Annotated in this window: 18 protein-coding genes; 3 read left to right on the forward strand and 15 right to left on the reverse strand. The window is 40.2% G+C overall.

Going from position 1 to position 16,147, the window contains the following annotated elements; translation table 11 throughout:
• Positions 1-25: 25 nt before the first annotated feature.
• Positions 26-1,666, reverse strand: coding sequence for a TldD/PmbA family protein (locus AC13CC_RS02515; RefSeq protein WP_482877167.1), 1,641 nt, complete (start codon positions 1,664-1,666; stop codon positions 26-28).
• A gap of 397 nt (positions 1,667-2,063) precedes the next feature.
• Between AC13CC_RS02515 and cls the strand changes: the two genes are divergently transcribed.
• Entirely contained in the window at positions 2,064-3,470 is a 1,407-nt protein-coding gene (gene cls, locus AC13CC_RS02520; RefSeq protein WP_326279229.1) for a cardiolipin synthase, read from the forward strand.
• Here the strand turns inward: cls and AC13CC_RS02525 are convergent.
• The 11 genes from AC13CC_RS02525 to AC13CC_RS02575 all read right to left on the reverse strand — a co-directional run bounded on the left by AC13CC_RS02525 (position 3,465) and on the right by AC13CC_RS02575 (position 12,613).
• The gene (locus AC13CC_RS02525; protein WP_482877169.1) at positions 3,465-4,472 is read right to left on the reverse strand and encodes a 2-hydroxyacid dehydrogenase; all 1,008 of its coding nucleotides are present in this window, start codon (positions 4,470-4,472) and stop codon (positions 3,465-3,467) included. The genes cls and AC13CC_RS02525 overlap by 6 nt on opposite strands.
• Before the next feature lie 21 nt (positions 4,473-4,493).
• Positions 4,494-4,940, reverse strand: coding sequence for a hypothetical protein (locus AC13CC_RS02530; protein ID WP_482877170.1), 447 nt, complete (start codon positions 4,938-4,940; stop codon positions 4,494-4,496).
• A 49-nt stretch (positions 4,941-4,989) separates the two neighbouring features.
• Complete coding sequence (locus AC13CC_RS02535; protein WP_482877172.1) at positions 4,990-5,430, reverse strand: Hsp20/alpha crystallin family protein; 441 nt, start codon at positions 5,428-5,430, stop codon at positions 4,990-4,992.
• A 78-nt stretch (positions 5,431-5,508) separates the two neighbouring features.
• Positions 5,509-5,886 (reverse strand): hypothetical protein, encoded by a 378-nt coding sequence (locus tag AC13CC_RS02540; RefSeq protein WP_482878235.1) that lies wholly within the window; start codon positions 5,884-5,886, stop codon positions 5,509-5,511.
• Between the two features lie 111 nt (positions 5,887-5,997).
• A complete protein-coding gene (locus AC13CC_RS02545) occupies positions 5,998-6,426 on the reverse strand; it encodes a hypothetical protein (RefSeq protein ID WP_326279223.1) in 429 nt (142 codons plus the stop codon).
• A gap of 13 nt (positions 6,427-6,439) precedes the next feature.
• Entirely contained in the window at positions 6,440-7,291 is an 852-nt protein-coding gene (locus AC13CC_RS02550; RefSeq protein WP_482877176.1) for a universal stress protein, read from the reverse strand.
• Positions 7,292-7,349: 58 nt separating this feature from the next.
• On the reverse strand, positions 7,350-8,159 hold the full coding sequence (locus tag AC13CC_RS02555) for a universal stress protein (protein WP_326279221.1): 810 nt from the start codon (positions 8,157-8,159) through the stop codon (positions 7,350-7,352).
• Between the two features lie 10 nt (positions 8,160-8,169).
• The gene (locus tag AC13CC_RS02560) at positions 8,170-9,012 is read right to left on the reverse strand and encodes a universal stress protein (protein ID WP_482877178.1); all 843 of its coding nucleotides are present in this window, start codon (positions 9,010-9,012) and stop codon (positions 8,170-8,172) included.
• Between the two features lie 153 nt (positions 9,013-9,165).
• Entirely contained in the window at positions 9,166-10,002 is an 837-nt protein-coding gene (locus AC13CC_RS02565) for a universal stress protein (RefSeq protein WP_482877180.1), read from the reverse strand.
• 87 nt (positions 10,003-10,089) lie between these two features.
• Positions 10,090-11,139: a response regulator gene (locus AC13CC_RS02570; RefSeq protein ID WP_326279218.1), complete on the reverse strand. Its 1,050-nt coding sequence runs from the start codon at positions 11,137-11,139 to the stop codon at positions 10,090-10,092.
• Positions 11,117-12,613 (reverse strand): sensor histidine kinase, encoded by a 1,497-nt coding sequence (locus AC13CC_RS02575; RefSeq protein WP_482878236.1) that lies wholly within the window; start codon positions 12,611-12,613, stop codon positions 11,117-11,119. Before AC13CC_RS02575 ends, AC13CC_RS02570 begins: the two co-directional genes overlap by 23 nt.
• 119 nt (positions 12,614-12,732) lie before the next feature.
• On the opposite strand from AC13CC_RS02575, the gene AC13CC_RS02580 reads away from it, so the two are divergent.
• Positions 12,733-13,140 (forward strand): hypothetical protein, encoded by a 408-nt coding sequence (locus tag AC13CC_RS02580; protein ID WP_326279217.1) that lies wholly within the window; start codon positions 12,733-12,735, stop codon positions 13,138-13,140.
• On the opposite strand, the gene AC13CC_RS02585 is transcribed toward AC13CC_RS02580, so the two are convergent.
• The 3 genes from AC13CC_RS02585 to AC13CC_RS02595 all read right to left on the reverse strand — a co-directional run bounded on the left by AC13CC_RS02585 (position 13,141) and on the right by AC13CC_RS02595 (position 15,315).
• Positions 13,141-13,962 carry a universal stress protein gene (locus tag AC13CC_RS02585; RefSeq protein ID WP_326279216.1) on the reverse strand — a complete coding sequence of 274 codons (822 nt, stop codon included), beginning with the start codon at positions 13,960-13,962 and terminating at the stop codon, positions 13,141-13,143.
• A 141-nt stretch (positions 13,963-14,103) separates the two neighbouring features.
• Complete coding sequence (locus tag AC13CC_RS02590) at positions 14,104-14,394, reverse strand: chaperone modulator CbpM (protein WP_326279215.1); 291 nt, start codon at positions 14,392-14,394, stop codon at positions 14,104-14,106.
• A 6-nt stretch (positions 14,395-14,400) separates the two neighbouring features.
• Positions 14,401-15,315 (reverse strand): DnaJ C-terminal domain-containing protein, encoded by a 915-nt coding sequence (locus tag AC13CC_RS02595; protein WP_482877183.1) that lies wholly within the window; start codon positions 15,313-15,315, stop codon positions 14,401-14,403.
• Positions 15,316-15,492: 177 nt separating this feature from the next.
• Between AC13CC_RS02595 and upp the strand changes: the two genes are divergently transcribed.
• On the forward strand, positions 15,493-16,146 hold the full coding sequence (upp, locus tag AC13CC_RS02600) for a uracil phosphoribosyltransferase (protein WP_326279213.1): 654 nt from the start codon (positions 15,493-15,495) through the stop codon (positions 16,144-16,146).
• Position 16,147: the final 1 nt, after the last annotated feature.

Here is a 16,147-nt window from a genome sequence, read left to right on the forward strand (position 1 = left end):
TCTTATTATTTAATTTGAATAAACCTTAAATGGTCCTACCTGTGTTAATTACATTGACTCCGTTGAATCTTGACGTGGAGCTACCGTGTGAAACGGCACTTACCTGTGAAGGCTGCCCTTTTCCATCGAAGAAGGAACCAAACAATCTGTAATCGTCCTTATCACAAATTTTGACGCAAGAATTCCAGAATTCCTGGGTATTGGATTGATAAGCTACATCATCGAGCATACCTACAATCTCACCGTCCTTGATTTCGTAGAACAAGGTTCCTCCAAACTGGAAGTTGTAACGTTGTTGGTCAATGGAGTACGAACCACGGCCCAAAATGTAGATGCCTTTGTCCACATCCTTGATCATATCCTGCAAGGAATATTTTTCCGTACCCGGTTCCAAGGAAACATTGGGCATACGTTGGAACTGCACATCTTCCCAACTTTGGGCGTAGCAGCATCCGTGCGATTCGTTTTGATCGATCATATGCACCTGGTCGCGAATGGCCTGATAGTTCACCAAGGTTCCGTTTCTGACCAAATCCCATTTTTTGGTTTTTACGCCCTCATCATCATAACCTACGGCGCCTAAAGATCCTACTTGGGTCTTGTCCGCAACCAAGTTTACGATGTTGCTTCCGTAATTAAAGTCTTTTGATTTCCATTTGTCCAATGTAGCAAAACTGGTACCTGCGTAGTTGGCCTCGTAACCCAGTACACGATCCAATTCCAACGGGTGGCCTACAGATTCGTGAATGGTCAATCCAAGGTGGTTTGGTTCCAAAACCAAATCGTACTTACCGGCTTCAACCGATTTTGCCGTTAATTTTTGCTTGGCCTGTTTGGCCGCCATGGTGGCGTCCTCTATAATATCGTAGCTTCTGTTGTATAAGGTGATGCCTTCTGGTCCGGAGAGTTTTTCCGATTCCAGGCCGTCCATGTACTCGTAGCCCATACCCATTGGTGCGCTCAATGCCTGACGGCTCTTGAATTTACCTGCTGCACGGTCAATGGCCGTAACATTAAAGGTTGGCCAAATACGATGTACGTCTTGATCAATGTATGATCCATCGGTAGAGGCAAAATACTTTTGCTCGTTCACCATAAAAAGGGCGGAATTTACAAAGTTGGCGCCATTTTCCATGGCAGCCGCATTTGCATTCAAAAGCAAATCAACTTTTTCGGAGATGGGTACTTCTTTAAAGTCCTTTTTTATGGGAGTTTTCCAAGAAACTTCGCCATGCGACTCAACTGGAGCCAATACTACGGGTTCTTTTTGAATCTTGGAATTGGCCTTGGCAATGGAAACAGCATGTTGGGTAGCCATTTTTATACCGTCCTCGGTTACATCATTGGTCGAGGAAAAGCCCCAAGTTCCGTTGGCTATAACCCTGATCCCAATTCCGAACGATTCTGTATTCACCACGTTCTGAACTTTATCTTCCCTAGTAAAAACATATTGGTTCAAATATCTCCCTATTCTGGCATCTGCATAGGTGGCCCCCATGGACTTTGCCGTATTTAGGGCAACATCTGCCATTTTCTTTTTAAGTACGGTATCCATACCTGGTTCGAGTAGCGCTTCTGCAGGAATATCGTTCCCCAAAAGAAGCGAAGGCATCATCATTGCTCCTGCACCCATACCAGCGTACTGTACAAAATCTCTTCTTTTCATAAGTTAGTTGTTTGATTTACTTTTAATTAAAATAGGTGGGTATATGTTAAAATTGGTCTGTACGAACCCATAGGCTTTAAAATTAAGTAGTGTTCCTCTAGTTTTATGTTAATTTTAACCTAAAATACAAGAGGTGAAACCTTAATTTTCCAATACTTATCTAAGCGCTGCCATTTTTTATTTATATCACAGTTGACCATTATTTTTTAATAAAATGCAACCTTCACCTCTTTTTGGTATCCTTTTCCTCCTATTTGATACAGTTTTATTGATTTTTATTTAACAGTCAATCTTTCAAACGTTTCAAAATATTGAAACCATTAGTTAAAAAGAAGCGTTCAATCGCCCAAATAGTTTGATTAACTTGTCAATGAATTTTAATGAATCAATACAATTAATGCTCATACCCATTCTCATAGGACTTTATATTATAATTGCCCTTTTGATGGTTGTTAGCCTGCTTTTGAACGGGGTTAGGCCCAGCAAGACCTTGGCCTGGTTGTTGGCCATTTTTACCATTCCCGTGGCCGGCGCTCTCCTCTATATTTTGTTCGGCAGAAACAGAAGGAAAATTAAAATGTTTTCTTTAAAAAATCAGTTTAATCCTTTGGATGAATTGGAAAATGCCCAATGCCATTCAGAATTATCCGCCAACAAACAAAAAATAACCTCCTTGATCAACAATACTTCAAAATGCCCGGTTACGTGCCTTAACGAACTTGAATTGCTAAAAGATGGGAAGAATACCTTTGAAAGTATATTTGAGGCGCTGGAAGAAGCCAAAGAACACATTCACCTACAATATTACATTTTTGAAGACGGGATTTTGGCCGATAAGCTATTGGAGGTCTTTGAAAGAAAAGTAGCTGAAAATGTTACTGTGCGATTGTTGTATGATGGGATTGGCAGTTACTCCTTGAGTAAAAAATACCTTAAAAGGTTAAAGCAAATCGGGGTGGAAACCGCCCAATTTCTTCCTTTTAAATTTGGTAGGTTCCTTAGCGCGTTGAATTACCGAAACCACAGAAAAATTATTGTAATCGACAATAAGGTCGGTTTTACAGGCGGTATCAATATTTCGGATAAGTACCTGAAAGGGGATCCTGCATTGGGCAAATGGCACGACACCCATTTGAGGATTGAAGGTGAGGCTGTTGATTATTTGAACAGAGTTTTTGTAGGCGATTGGTATCTTGCTAGTGAAAATAAAGTGGATATAGCTGCATTCAAGGTGCACAAGGCTCCCCAGAAAGGTACTTCGCTACAAATAGTTCCCAGTGGCCCTGATGATGATTTTGATGTAATGGAGCAGGCCTTTTTTTCCATCATCAATAGTGCCGAGAAATACCTTTACATCGTTAATCCGTACATCATTCCAAACCATGCCATTTTACAAGCTCTTATTACCGCAGCATTAAGCGGGGTCGATGTGAGAATTTTAATGTCGTCCAGTACGGATATTAAACTTGTGGACTGGTGCGTTAGGGCCTATTACGAGTCGTACCTTAAGGCCGGAATCAAGATATATTTGTACGATGATGGCTTTTTGCACAGTAAAGTTATGCTGTGCGATGATGAGATTGCCAGTATTGGTACGGCAAATCTCGATAACAGGAGCCTACAGCAAAATTATGAGGCACAAGTCTTTGTTTATGACCCCGCCCTGTGCAAACGCATGAAATCTGATTTTTTAAAGGATTGCGAAAAATCCACTGTCCTAACAGATTATGAAAAATACAAAAAGAGACCTTGGATTAAAAAATTGGCACAAGGCTTTGCCAAATTGTTGAGCCCTCTGTTATAACGAGATGGTTTCGTAACCCAATTCGTTTTTACAGATTTTCCCTTCTTCCCAGCAATCGAGGTTATAAATGGTGGTCTCCGCAATTCTTTCAAGGGCTTCTTTGGTTGCGAAGGCTTGGTGGGGCGTTAAAAGTACATTGGGCAATGCGATCAATTCTTGTAAAAGCGCATCGTTTAATCCTGTTTTACTGTTATCCCTAAAGAACACACCTCTTTCATGTTCATAAACATCGGTGGCATATCCTCCAAGATGGCCATCTTTTAATGCGCTTATAACATCTTCCGTTTTTACGATACCTCCCCTTGCCGTATTGATCAATAAAGCTCCCGGCTTCATTGCCAAGAACAATGGTTCGTAAAAAATGTGGTGTGTTTCATAATTTAGGGGCACATTTATACTGATTACATCCGATCTTCTGCATAGTTCTTCCAAAGGAAGGTACTCAAGATCATAATGATTTTCCAGATATTGGTTCCGCTTCACATCGTTGGCTACCACCTTGCATCCGAAAGCATGGAATATTTTTACCAAAATGGAACCGATTCTACCCGTTCCCACAATGCCAACCGTTTTTCCGTTCAAATCAAGTCCAACCAAATCATCCAATAAAAAATTGTGTTGTTTCACTTGGGCATTGGCTTGGATCAACTTACGGTTTAGTGCCAACAATAGACCTACCGCATGCTCTGCTATGGAATGGGGAGAATACTCTGGAGCATAGGCCACTTTAAGCCCTATTCGTTTGGCGGACTTAACACTGACATTGTTATAGCCCGTTGATCTTAGGGTAATGTATTTTACCCCCAGCTCCTTTAAAATCTCCAGAACCACCAAAGACGCTTCGTCGTTTGAAAAAATTGAAATGGCATCGTACCCGGCTGCCATTACTGCCGTTGTGGAGTTCAGGGTATCGGGTACGAACTTGATCTTATGCTTGTTACCATTGGATTTTTTCAGTTCTTTTATCTCAAAATCCTTGGCGCTATACACCAGTACTTTCATATGCTTTGTTTCTAAATAAACTTAGTTCAACAATCTTTTTTGCTTTTTGCGCTTGATTACGTTGGATACGATATTGAATATTTTGGTTTTGGAGTCTCTATATTTTACAAAGTAATCTTCTATCTCCTTGCCCAGATCATTATGCGTGTCCAAGTAGGCCTCCTCCATTTTTTCTTGGTTTACCTCATCTACCATAATCTGAAGTTGATTCTCGTGCAATTGCACTTTTTTGAAGAGATCCACCAAGTCTTTCTCCAATTTGTCCAAGGATTCAACTACAGGTTGTACGCTTTTGAACATATCGGAATCTATAATGTCCAATGTATAGTCCTTCACCATTTGATTCAGAAATTTTTGTTCATCACGGGCAAATTTTAATTCAGAGGACCACCTTTTTGATTCTTCGTGCAGCTCGTCCGCACTAAACCATTCCCTAAATTTTCTTTTGTTTGATTTTGTTTCCATCATTTTAATGCTTTTGGGCGGCAGATGAAAGTTCATCTACCGCGAACTCAGGTTACACTACCTCTATTATTTTTTTCTGTTCTTTCTTGGCTTCTTCCATTTTAAGGACTTTAAGCCTAAGAATACCATTTTTGTAAACTGCCTTTACTTCTTTTGATCGATCAACCGAAGCGGGCAATTGCAAGGTCCTCGTAAATGCATTGTAGTTGAATTCCCTTCGGGTGAAGTTTTCTTCCTCCTTGGTCTCTTCCTTTTCTTTTTGTGCAGAAACTTCCAATACATCATCTTTTATAGTGATCTTGAAATCTTTTTTTTCAAATCCAGGTGCGGCAAATTCAATTTCAAAACCATCTTTGTGTTCCTTAACATTCATTGATGGATGGGTTTTTTCCAAATTGAAAAAATCATCATCCACAAATGCATCTCGATTGAAGAAATCAATCAATCTCTCGTTCCATGGAAATCGCTTTCCGTTCAATTTTACAAGTGACATAACTATTTAATTTACTGATTAATGAATATTTGACAATCCGACAAGCACTGTATTTTACGCTACAAAAACATGGTCAAGTCAGTATGATGGTTTCTTTTTTTTGAGCACAGACCCTGCATAATCATAAACCTCCTTTTTAAGATTGATGTAGGCTTTGATGTAATCCGTTATTTTCTTATTGAGTTCCTGGTGCTTTTGGTAGTAGTGGTCATCACATTCATCGTCTACACATTCAAAAATGCCACCAAGTCCATTTTCATGTTTCTTAATGGTTTCGGACAGTGATCTTCTTTTCCTCTTGGAAATCTTGAAATGTTCTTTGAATGTTTCCAGACGCTCGAAGAGTTTGGGAGTACATGGCTCAAATACATAGGAGTCCAACAGCCCTTGGATAAAGACCATTTCACCTTCGATAAACTGCAAATAGGATTTCCAATTTTGCAATTCTCCGTGCATCAGCTCTATTTGTCTCTCCCTTAACATTATTATGGCCCTTTATTAAATTGCTATTGAATGTAAGGTTTGGTCGGTTATTGTGAAATGATCTAAATCATATTGATGATCTAGTTAAGTGCCATCCGGATACCGGTCATCCATTCCAAAAGATTGTTTTACCAATGCTTTGAACTGGTTCTTGGTCATGCTATCCACCGTTTTGGTGGTCTTTATCTTCGAGGCCAATTTTGGATGGTTGTCTTTTAGGGACTCTACAAATTTTTCCGGGGCTTCGGCCGGTCCAAAAATGGCTATTTGGTCCGCATCGGAAATCTGCTCGGCTATCTCTTCAAAATAATTTTTTAACTGATGTTTTTCCCTCTCAAGATATTTGCTATCCTGGATAACATCTTGCGGACCCCATCTGGTTTTGGACCGTGATCCTCCCTTGGGGTTAAAAAATTCCAGTTCCGAAGGAATGTTAAAAAGACTTTCCTTTCCATTGTCCAATATTACTCCGTTGGCTTCTAGTTTGTCCAACCATATTCCTATTTGTTTCATAATCTCAACTTTTTTAGTTATCGTTCAGTTCCAAAATGGGCACTTGGGGATCAAACCCTATCTTTTTTACCAGGGGATTTGAAAGGATACTCCCGAAGAACAAATGTTTTTTGTTCAAAAAGGCCACCATGTCGCAATTATTCTCCTCTATAAACTTGTTGATGCCATCACTGATCTTATCTGCGGGCAAAAAATGCATTTCATAATCTGTACCCTGTAAAATTTCTTGCAGCAGTTCCTTGTTCATCTCTTCTTTTCGGCTGAGTTTTCCATCCTTGTCCTTATCTATGTGCACCACGTTAATCTTCGCATCGTGCAATTTGGCGAGCTCTGTTAAATCCCCTATTTCCTTTCTCTTAAAAGGGGTTTTATAATCCGTGGGAAAAACAATCTCCCTTGGTATTTGAAACATATAATCGTTGGGTACTGCAATAACGGGGCATTCCCGTACCTGCTCCATCACATTTACGGTATTGGTACCAAATATGCGGGCTTTGGATTCAGTAATCCCTTTGGTGCCCATTACAATAATGTCGATGTCCTTTTTGTCGATTACAATTTTAATGGCCTCGCTTAAGCTGTTGAAGGTTGTAATGGTATGGAATTGGTGCTTATTATTTTGAGGATGGAGCTTTATGATTTGCATCAATCGTTCCATGCCTTCTTCGGACTCTTTTTTTGCCGCTTCATAATAAGGTTCCCCTATTTCGGGAACCCTCATACTGTCCAAAGTATATCCTGAAATATGAAAGGCATTGAGTATATAAAAATCGCATCGCACATTACTGTATAGTTCCAATGCGTACCTAATGGCATTCAATGCATTTTTGGAATAGTCCGTAGGCAACAAAATTCTCTTGTTCATGATGGTTTTTGTTTTAGCGAAAATTACAGTACTTCAAAATGTTGTACCATGATTTTGGTCAACTGTTCGGCAGAATCAAAAAGGGTACCTTCAATTTTGTATTGAGCTCTTTTATAATACCCTTTCCAATAAACTCCAAGAAAAAATGATGCGGATAATACACCATGCAGAGCATATCTATACTCCAGAGATCCACAAATTCCAAAATGGTGTTCACCTTGCCATCAAATACTGGTAAAGCAACCTCTTTTGAACTGTTCTCGGAAATGGCCCTGAGAAAATCGACCTTATTTTTCCTGGCCGTGCGATCATCTTTATTTTCCTCAATCACCATAGGGACAATTGCACTATTTGTTAAACCACTAAAAAATTGGAGAGTTTTAATGTTCTTTTCCGCAATTGGTCTCGCGTAATTGGATGTAAATGCGATTTTATCGACATTTTTAAAATCAATCTCCAAGGGAACAATCAACACGGGACAACCGGTTATTTCCCTTACCAGTTGCATGGCATTATTCCCGAACAATATATGTTTTATCTCTTCTTGTTCCTTATTTCCGATAACGGTAAGGTCCACCTTGTTCGATTTGGCATATTCAGCAACTCCCTTGGTCATATCGGAGCAAAGGGAAACTTTTTTAAAGCTGTGTTCTTTGTTCTCTCCAACATCTCGGACCAAACGGTGTACCAAAGCGTCCAACCCTTGGCTTGAATCCAGTTTCGCTTTTTCCATATCCGGATCATTCTCGCTACTGCACACATTTACAATATGAAATATGCATTCCTTGCCCTTGAACAACTGTGCTGCATAATACAATGCATTATAGGAGTTGTTGGAAAAATCTGTTGACACTAAAATCTGTAACATGGCTTTTTGTTTACGGGTTGATGGGAAGTACTAAAAAAGGAACCTTGCTGTGGAAACCTATATTTTTGATTATCGGTTCTACAAACAGGCGTTCCAAGAACGTATGTTTGTTTTTTACCATAGCGAGCATTTCCACCGGGGTTTCTTGTTGAAACCCATTAATGGCCTCTATCAATTCTTGGTCCGGTAAATCGTAAAACTTATGGTTATGTTCCAGTAACTTACCTTGCAGATAGGTTTTGTGGTCTGTCTGATCAATACTAAGACCTTCTGGAGCGGTTACGTGCATTATGTGCAGTTTGGAGTGCCATAGTCTTGAAAATTTGAGCAGGAAATCCAGATTGACTTTTTTATAATCCACTTCATAGTCGGTGGGGAACAAAATATTCCTTGGGGGCTCATATTCAAAACCAGAAGGAACGGCCAAAATTGGAATGTCCGATTTTTGAATCACATGTACCGTGTTCGATCCAAAAAGAATCTCCTTGGCACCGGTTGCTCCTTGTGTTCCCATTACAATAAAATCTATCTTTTCTTTTTGGGAAATTGATGCAATCTCGTCTGTCAACGAATTAAAGGCCGCATGGGCAACAAAGGTGTGTTTTGATACATTGAACTGGGCCTGGATTTTCTTTTTGGTGTTTTCCAAGGCTTCCTCAGCCCGATATCTTTCATCATCAGGCAAACCCAATTGTCCAGGACTTCCCAGTGTATAATCGACCCTGTAAATGGCCGGGGTATATGCATGTACCAAATAAAATATACAGGTGGAATTCTCCAACAATTTCACCGCGTGGGAAATGGCATGGAATGCGTTTTCGGAGAAATCGGTGGGCAATACTACTTTGATCATAATTCCATTATTTAAATAACTTTCTGCTGTTAACAAAGCTAATTATGGTGTTGATCAAATACTATGATCTACATCACATACCCAAACTATTATAAAGCCATAAAAATAGGTTCTTAACTTCCCAAGGAATTCATGAACAGTTAAAAACAGTGTTTATTCGTGAATCACAAAGAATGGAACTTTTGTATGGAAACTTATTTGTTCCACAATGGAATCAAAGAGGATTTGTTGGATAAAGTTTAGGTTTTTGGCCACCATCACGATCATGTCGATCTCGCGGCTCTCCATAAAACATTGTATGGCGGGTTTAACCTTTTGGCTTGTAATGGTATGCATACTGTAGGCTTCAGGCAATGTATCCTCCAGAAAATCCAAAAGGTGCTCTTTGTTCTTCTCTTGCTCTTTGTTTAGACTGTCCCCTTCCTTTAACGCATTCATGACCCGAAGCTTGGATTTTCCCAATTCCACCATTTCTTCCATTGGGTGTAAAATACGTAGGGAATAAAAAATATTGAAATCTGTGGGAAAAGCTATTTCCCTGGGTTTGGACAGTTTAACTTGGGCAGGAACAACAAGGGTGTTGCATTGTACTTTGGTAATAACATCACCAGCATTGCTTCCCAGTATTTTCTCTTTAATTCCCGAAGCTCCCCTGGTTCCCATTACAATCAGGTCAATGTTCTGTTCCGCTATATATTTTTTTATGGTAGAAGTAAAAAAACCGTACTCATGCAATGCAAAAAAAAAGTGGTTTGCCTCAGTGCTATGCTTTCTACATTCCTTAACCAGGTCCAATAATTTTTTCTTTGTGTTTTCTGTGGGTGCCCCACCTGATTCTTGAAAGGACTCTGCATCTATTTTTGTATCCAACAGCGTACCGACATAAAGCAAATAAAAATTGCACTCCATGGAACTGAACAGTACTTGGGCATACTTTAATGCCTGAATGGAGTTCTCGGAAAAATCTGTCGGAACAAGAACATTTTTCATGTGTCATAAATTATGGGCACAAGTTTATCATTCGTAGAAAAAAAAGGAATGATAAATATCACTTAAGCCATTTATGACGCATATTTTTTAATTCACGTTCTGCAATGCTTCTTTATCCAACACCATAATATTTCTGTTTTCTATGGTGATAAGGCCTTCGTGTTTAAAATCCGATAAAGTTCTGATGAGACTTTCCGTTGCAATACCCGCAACTCCGGCCAAGTCGCTTCGGGATATTTTTAAAGGTTCCTGTTTGTCCTTGTTAATGGCCCTGCTAAACATTAAAAGTGTTTGGGCCGTTTTTTTTCTTACGGAACTATAGGCCATTTGCAACAACTGGTTTTTAATGTTTGCCAAGTCACCTGTTATAACATCCATAAGCTCTAGGGAAACACTTTTGTTGTCTTCCAAAATGCCCTTCACTTTTTCTTTGGATATTCCGGCCAATTCCACTTCTTCCATTGCCAATGCGTATTCCTGATATGGCAAGTGGTCCGTTAAAGAGGTGAATCCCAAAAAATCGTCTTCGGAGTACACCGATGTAATCAGTTCTTTTCCTTCTTCGTCCAATCCACAACTTTTTACGACCCCTTTTAAGATCAGGTACACCATGTTGGAGTGATCCCCTTTCGCATAAATGGTTTCATCTTTTTTAAAGGAAAAAATTTGACCATGGTCATCAAAAAAGTTCTTCAGTTCGTTCAATGATCTAATTTCCTGTTCTTGTGATGTTGTTTTGGGGTATTCCGCCAGGGCGGCCCCCATTTCTTTGGCCTTTTCCAACCGGCATTGAATGGCCGACAAAAGTTCCTCCTCTTCAAAAGGTTTGGTCAAGTAATCATCAGCGCCAAGGTTCATGCCCCTTCTAACATCCTGCTTCTCGGTTTTAGCGGAAACAAAGATGAAGGGAATGTAACGGGTGGTCTCAATTGATGAAAGTTGCTCCAAAACTTCATAACCGTCCATCTCTGGCATCATAATATCACATAAGACCAGATCCGGCTGTTCTTTAACAGCCTTGTCCACTGCTATTTTTCCATTTGATGCCGAACACACATTAAAACCGGACAATTCCAACAGTTCAGCTACATTTTCCCGTAGCGAGGTGTCATCCTCAACCAGTAATATTTTTTTCATTTTCCTTGTTATTTATGGGTATGTACAGTGTAAACGTTGAACCTTTGCCCAATTCGCTTTTAAAAGTCACATTGGCGTTGAGGTTATGCAGGTGCTGCCTTACTATATTGAGGCCAATGCCGGTCCCTTGTACGGTGAGCACATTGCTGGCCCTATAGTATCTATCAAAGATAAAGGGTTGGTCCTCCAAAGGTATTCCCAAACCTTGATCAATAATATCAATGTAAAGGTGTCCATTTTCTTTGGTTACCACAAGCTCAATGGTCGAATCTTCCGGTGAATATTTTATGGCATTGTGCACAAGGTTGGAAAGGGCCAATCCCAAGATTTTTTCGTCAAATTCCACTTCAATCCCATCAATGTTCTCGGGATATTGAATTCGCTGCCCTTCCTTTAGGAGCATATTGGAATCGTAGACCACTTCATTGATCAATTTACTCAAAGGGAAAGGGGACATGGAATAGTTGACCTTTCCAAGGTCCAAACGTTCTATGGACAAAAAGTCCGTAAGGATATTGTCCAAATACTTTACCTTGGATTTGATGGTACCGATGTGCTTGTCCCTTTTGTCCTGCTGTTCGGATTCAATATATTTGGACAAGAGCGAGGTAGAAGTAAGAATACTGCTGAGCGGAGTTTTAAACTCATGCGAGACCAAGGAAAGAAACTTCGTTTTCAGCTCATTCAGTTTTTTCTCTGCTTGGAGTGCCTGTTTTAACTGTTGTGTTCGCTCTTCTACCTTGTTTTCCAGTTGTTGGGTATAGTTTTTTCTTTCCGTAATGTCAAGCACAATGGCCACGCATACCTCTTGCTTGCCCAACAATGATAATTGCAGGTGCACCTCTACCGGATACGTGGAGCCGTCCTTTCGTTTATGGATCGTTTCAAAAATTACTTTTTCTTTTCTTTTGGATAGCAAGGGGGACACCAGCCTACGAAATACATCTTTTGTAAGTGCTGGTTTAATGTCCATTACCGACATTTGGCCCAGCTCTTCCATACTATACCCCAAATTGTGTTGAGCGCCCCGGTTTACGTTGATAAAAACAAACGATTCAGCATCAAAAACATAAATTTCGTTAAGGGATTCATCAAAAATTCGGAACCAATGGTCCATTGCCTCTTTGGCCTTCTTTTGCTCGGTAATATCCATGATCAGGGCCAACACATATTTGCGTTGGCGCAATTGGAACGGGTTTAGGCTTATCTCCAAAGGAAATTCACTGCCATCCTTGCGCTTGCCCACCAAATCCTTGCCCTTTCCCATCTGCCTGGCCTTGCCCTCACTCATAAAGTTATTGGCCAATCCCGTATGGTGATTCCTTACTTTATCGGGAAGCAATAATTGCATTGGTTTACCGACAAGTTCACCCTCGGGATAACCGAACATTTTATCGGTGGTAGTGTTGCTGGCAGTAATCATTTGTTGTTCATCAACAACAAGGATGCCTTCCGAGATTACCTCCGATAACATCCTTAGCACGTTACTTTTTTCAAATACTTCCAAAACGAAAAATGAATTTACTGATTTTGGTCATGGGGGGAAAGCTTTTACATGACTATATTTAAACTTTTACAACTAAATTTAAGAAAATGTTGGAATCTAAGAAAAAGCTCGGAAACGAACTTTATCAAAGTTTGGGAAAATTGTTCTATGCCATGGCCATGGCAGATCACAGCATTCATGTACAGGAAATGAAAAAGCTCAACGAAGTGGTTCGGGATTATTGGCTAGAGGTCGATGATATTGAAGATGAATATGGTTCGGATGCCGCTTTTCAAATTGTATCCGTTTTTGATTGGCTATTGGAATATGAAAAGGACGGCGAAGAAATTTATGAGGAATTCGAAGCTTTCTATACCGACAATAAGGTGCTGTTTACCCCCCAGATCAAAAATCTGGCCATGTCCACATCAAGGGCCATTATCGCTTCTTTTTCGGGCAGCAATAAGTCGGAGCTCATTGTATTGGGGCGTTTGCAATTGCTTTTCAACAATTGATCATAGTTTAATGGTCATTACCGGTAGTTCTGCGTGGTTGGATACATTTTCTGCCAAACTTCCAACTACAAAATGGGACAGCCCTTTGCGGCCATGTGTTGGAATCACCAATAAGTCAGCACCTTTCTTAAAACAATAATCAAGAATTCCGCGCTCCACACTATAATGGTCATAAAGGTTTACGTTAATTTCCTTGTTCAATTCTTTTTTAAATAGCTCAATTCTCTTCTCCACATTATCACGGCCCATAAAATTTCCGCCTGAGGCGTTCACATAAACAATTTCCAATGAAGCTGAGAACAATGCTGCAAAAGTTTCCGCCTTTTTATAAATCGGTATGTTTTCTTTCTTAAGGTCACAGGCCAACACCATTTTGTTGATGGTGAAATCCCTTTGTTGTTTTTTGATCACTAAAACGGGCAATTCCGAAGAGCGCACCACCTTTTCGGTATTGGAGCCAACGAACAGATCACTAAAACCACTTGTTCCGTGCGAGCCCATCACCACTAGGTCACAATGTTGTTCTTGGGCCACTGTGTTTACTTCCTTAAAATCTTTATAATTTTGTATAATTGCTTCTAAAGGAATCTCTTTCATATACTCTTTTTCCGTATACTGTTTGATTTTTTCTTTGGCCTGATTTAGATAATATTTGGCCTCGGCTTCCTCTGCGATTTCCGAATTGGCCAAAACAGAATCTGACACACCGATCATATGGAGCAACACAATGCCAGCTCCATGCTGTTTTGCAATTTTTGAGGCAACTTCGAGGGCGTATTCCGAATATTTCGAAAAATCGACAGGCACCAATATTTTTTTCATGACTTTGATTGTTAAGACAAAATGGTTCTCTTTTTTAAAAAAGGGCATGAACCATCTCCATTTGTTGCATTTTCCTTTAAAGGTAAGGTGGGGAGGCAACAGCTCCTATGATCTTGGTCATATCTAAAATTGATGGGATGTTTACTTGAATGTGTCCAGCTTCTTTTTAAGCGAGGCCACTTCTTCCTGTAAACTTTCCACTTGCCCTAAAAGATGATGGATAGCCTGGATTCCTTCGGGATTTATATCCAACTCTTTGTGCAGGCGCACCATTTTTTCCAGGAGCGGTAAATCCTCAACATGAAGCTTTCCCTCATCTTCTTCGTATGCTAGTTGTAAAATCTCATACTCGTACATGGAGTAAACAAAAGATTCCCCAACCCCATGGCATTCGCAAAAAGTTTTAATGGATATGTAATTCTCTTGTTTCATGTCTTTTTATTCTAGGTTGGTTTTCTCCAAAGATTCAAAAAGCGATTGCTGTTCTTGTGTCAAGTTCTTGGGTATTTTTACCGCATAGGTGAGGTACAAATCCCCAAATTGGCCTTCCTTCTTGTATTTTGGAAAGCCTTTCCCTTTAAGTTTCACTTTGGTGCCGTTATCCGTGCCAGGGGCCACTTTTAACTTTACTTTCCCGGTCAGGGTCTCCACCTGTATTTCTCCCCCAAGCACAGCTTTTACCAAAGGTATCTGTACTGTTTTGTACAAATTTGCCCCATCGCGTTTAAACGTAGTATTGTTTGTAATGGAAAACGTAATGTACAGATCACCAGCTGGGCCGCCTTCAATTCCCGGTCCACCGTATCCTTTAATTTTGATGGTCTGTCCATCTTCAATACCAGCGGGAATGGTCAAGCGGATATTTTTCCCATTTACGGTGATTGTCTGTTTTTGGGTAGTGTACACATCCATCAAGGACAATTGGAGCTGGGCATTGTAATCCTGCCCCCTAAAACGAACCCCTTGCCTTCCTGAGCCAAATCCAGATGCTCCCCCACCGAACATCGATTCAAAAAAGTCTGAAAAATCTTGAGCAGACCCTCCAGAGCGGCTGTAGGTATAGCCTGAATAATCCCCACCTCGACTTTGTTGGGCTCTTGACCGTTTCGCTTTCTCAAACTCCTCTGCATGCTGCCAATCTTTTCCGTACTCGTCGTATTTTTTCCTTTTCTCGGGATCCGAGAGTACTTCGTTGGCCTCATTAACGCGCTTAAAGTTTTTCTCCGCCTCCTCGTCGTTGGGATTTAGATCGGGATGGTATTTTCTTGCGAGCTTACGGTATGCTTTTTTAATTTCGTCGGTAGGTGCTTTTTTATCTACCCCCAATACTTTGTAATAATCAATAAAATCCATAGGCGATACAGAAATCTGAATTCGTAATACCTCACATCACTCTTTCAAATTTCGTTAAAAATCTTCTTTTTTTACAATGACCTTTATCAGTATCCAAACTGACACTTTTAGCCAACGTTTTTCATTTTTATATCTTCCCAACAACATTTACCTTTAAGAAGACGCAATTTCCAAATAATGATCATCCATCAGTTTGACCAGACCAATTCCATCCTGAATACTTTTATTTCAGAAATCAGGGATGTAAAAATCCAGAAAGATGCCATGCGTTTTCGACGCAATATTGAACGTATCGGTGAGATTCTAGCCTATGAACTCAGCAAAACCCTGGATTATGGAGAAAACGAAGTGAAAACTCCGTTGGGCATTAAAAATTCGTTTTTATGTTCGGACAACTTAGTGCTCTGTTCGGTACTGCGGGCCGGCCTCCCATTGCACCAAGGGATTTTAAGCTATTTTGATGGCGCTGAAAATGCCTTTATTTCGGCATATCGCCATCATCCAAACAACGATGATGATTTTGAAGTAATCGTGAAATATTTGGCCGCGCCATCATTGGATGGTAAAATTTTGGTGTTGACCGACCCCATGCTGGCCACAGGAAAGACTTTGGAAAATGTGCTCGATGCCCTTAAAAGCCATGGAACCCCCAAGCAAATTCACATTATATCGGTAATCGGTTCCAAATCTGGTGTGGCAAAGGTTGAAAAGGTTTTTCCGAAAGACACACAACTTTGGATCGCTGCCGTTGATGAAGGCCTTACCAGCAAAGGTTATATCCTGCCCGGACTTGGCGATGCAGGTGATTTAAGTTACGGAGTGAAATTATGAT

Source organism: Flagellimonas sp. L-11, assembly GCF_056857735.1.

Excerpts from the sequence above, each read along its gene's own strand:
- AC13CC_RS02585 (WP_326279216.1), bottom strand. The coding sequence starts at position 13,962 with ATGAAAAAAATATTGGTGCCTGTCGATTTTTCGAAATATTCGGAATAC.
- AC13CC_RS02590 (WP_326279215.1), bottom strand. The coding sequence starts at position 14,394 with ATGAAACAAGAGAATTACATATCCATTAAAACTTTTTGCGAATGCCAT.
- AC13CC_RS02535 (WP_482877172.1), bottom strand. The coding sequence starts at position 5,430 with ATGTCACTTGTAAAATTGAACGGAAAGCGATTTCCATGGAACGAGAGA.
- AC13CC_RS02550 (WP_482877176.1), bottom strand. The coding sequence starts at position 7,291 with ATGAACAAGAGAATTTTGTTGCCTACGGACTATTCCAAAAATGCATTG.
- AC13CC_RS02545 (WP_326279223.1), bottom strand. The coding sequence starts at position 6,426 with ATGAAACAAATAGGAATATGGTTGGACAAACTAGAAGCCAACGGAGTA.
- AC13CC_RS02540 (WP_482878235.1), bottom strand. The coding sequence starts at position 5,886 with ATGCACGGAGAATTGCAAAATTGGAAATCCTATTTGCAGTTTATCGAA.
- AC13CC_RS02580 (WP_326279217.1), top strand. The coding sequence starts at position 12,733 with ATGTTGGAATCTAAGAAAAAGCTCGGAAACGAACTTTATCAAAGTTTG.
- cls (WP_326279229.1), top strand. The coding sequence starts at position 2,064 with ATGCTCATACCCATTCTCATAGGACTTTATATTATAATTGCCCTTTTG.
- AC13CC_RS02570 (WP_326279218.1), bottom strand. The coding sequence starts at position 11,139 with ATGAAAAAAATATTACTGGTTGAGGATGACACCTCGCTACGGGAAAAT.
- AC13CC_RS02565 (WP_482877180.1), bottom strand. The coding sequence starts at position 10,002 with ATGAAAAATGTTCTTGTTCCGACAGATTTTTCCGAGAACTCCATTCAG.
- AC13CC_RS02555 (WP_326279221.1), bottom strand. The coding sequence starts at position 8,159 with ATGTTACAGATTTTAGTGTCAACAGATTTTTCCAACAACTCCTATAAT.
- AC13CC_RS02595 (WP_482877183.1), bottom strand. The coding sequence starts at position 15,315 with ATGGATTTTATTGATTATTACAAAGTATTGGGGGTAGATAAAAAAGCA.
- AC13CC_RS02530 (WP_482877170.1), bottom strand. The coding sequence starts at position 4,940 with ATGATGGAAACAAAATCAAACAAAAGAAAATTTAGGGAATGGTTTAGT.
- AC13CC_RS02560 (WP_482877178.1), bottom strand. The coding sequence starts at position 9,012 with ATGATCAAAGTAGTATTGCCCACCGATTTCTCCGAAAACGCATTCCAT.
- AC13CC_RS02525 (WP_482877169.1), bottom strand. The coding sequence starts at position 4,472 with ATGAAAGTACTGGTGTATAGCGCCAAGGATTTTGAGATAAAAGAACTG.
- upp (WP_326279213.1), top strand. The coding sequence starts at position 15,493 with ATGATCATCCATCAGTTTGACCAGACCAATTCCATCCTGAATACTTTT.
- AC13CC_RS02575 (WP_482878236.1), bottom strand. The coding sequence starts at position 12,613 with ATGTTATCGGAGGTAATCTCGGAAGGCATCCTTGTTGTTGATGAACAA.
- AC13CC_RS02515 (WP_482877167.1), bottom strand. The coding sequence starts at position 1,666 with ATGAAAAGAAGAGATTTTGTACAGTACGCTGGTATGGGTGCAGGAGCA.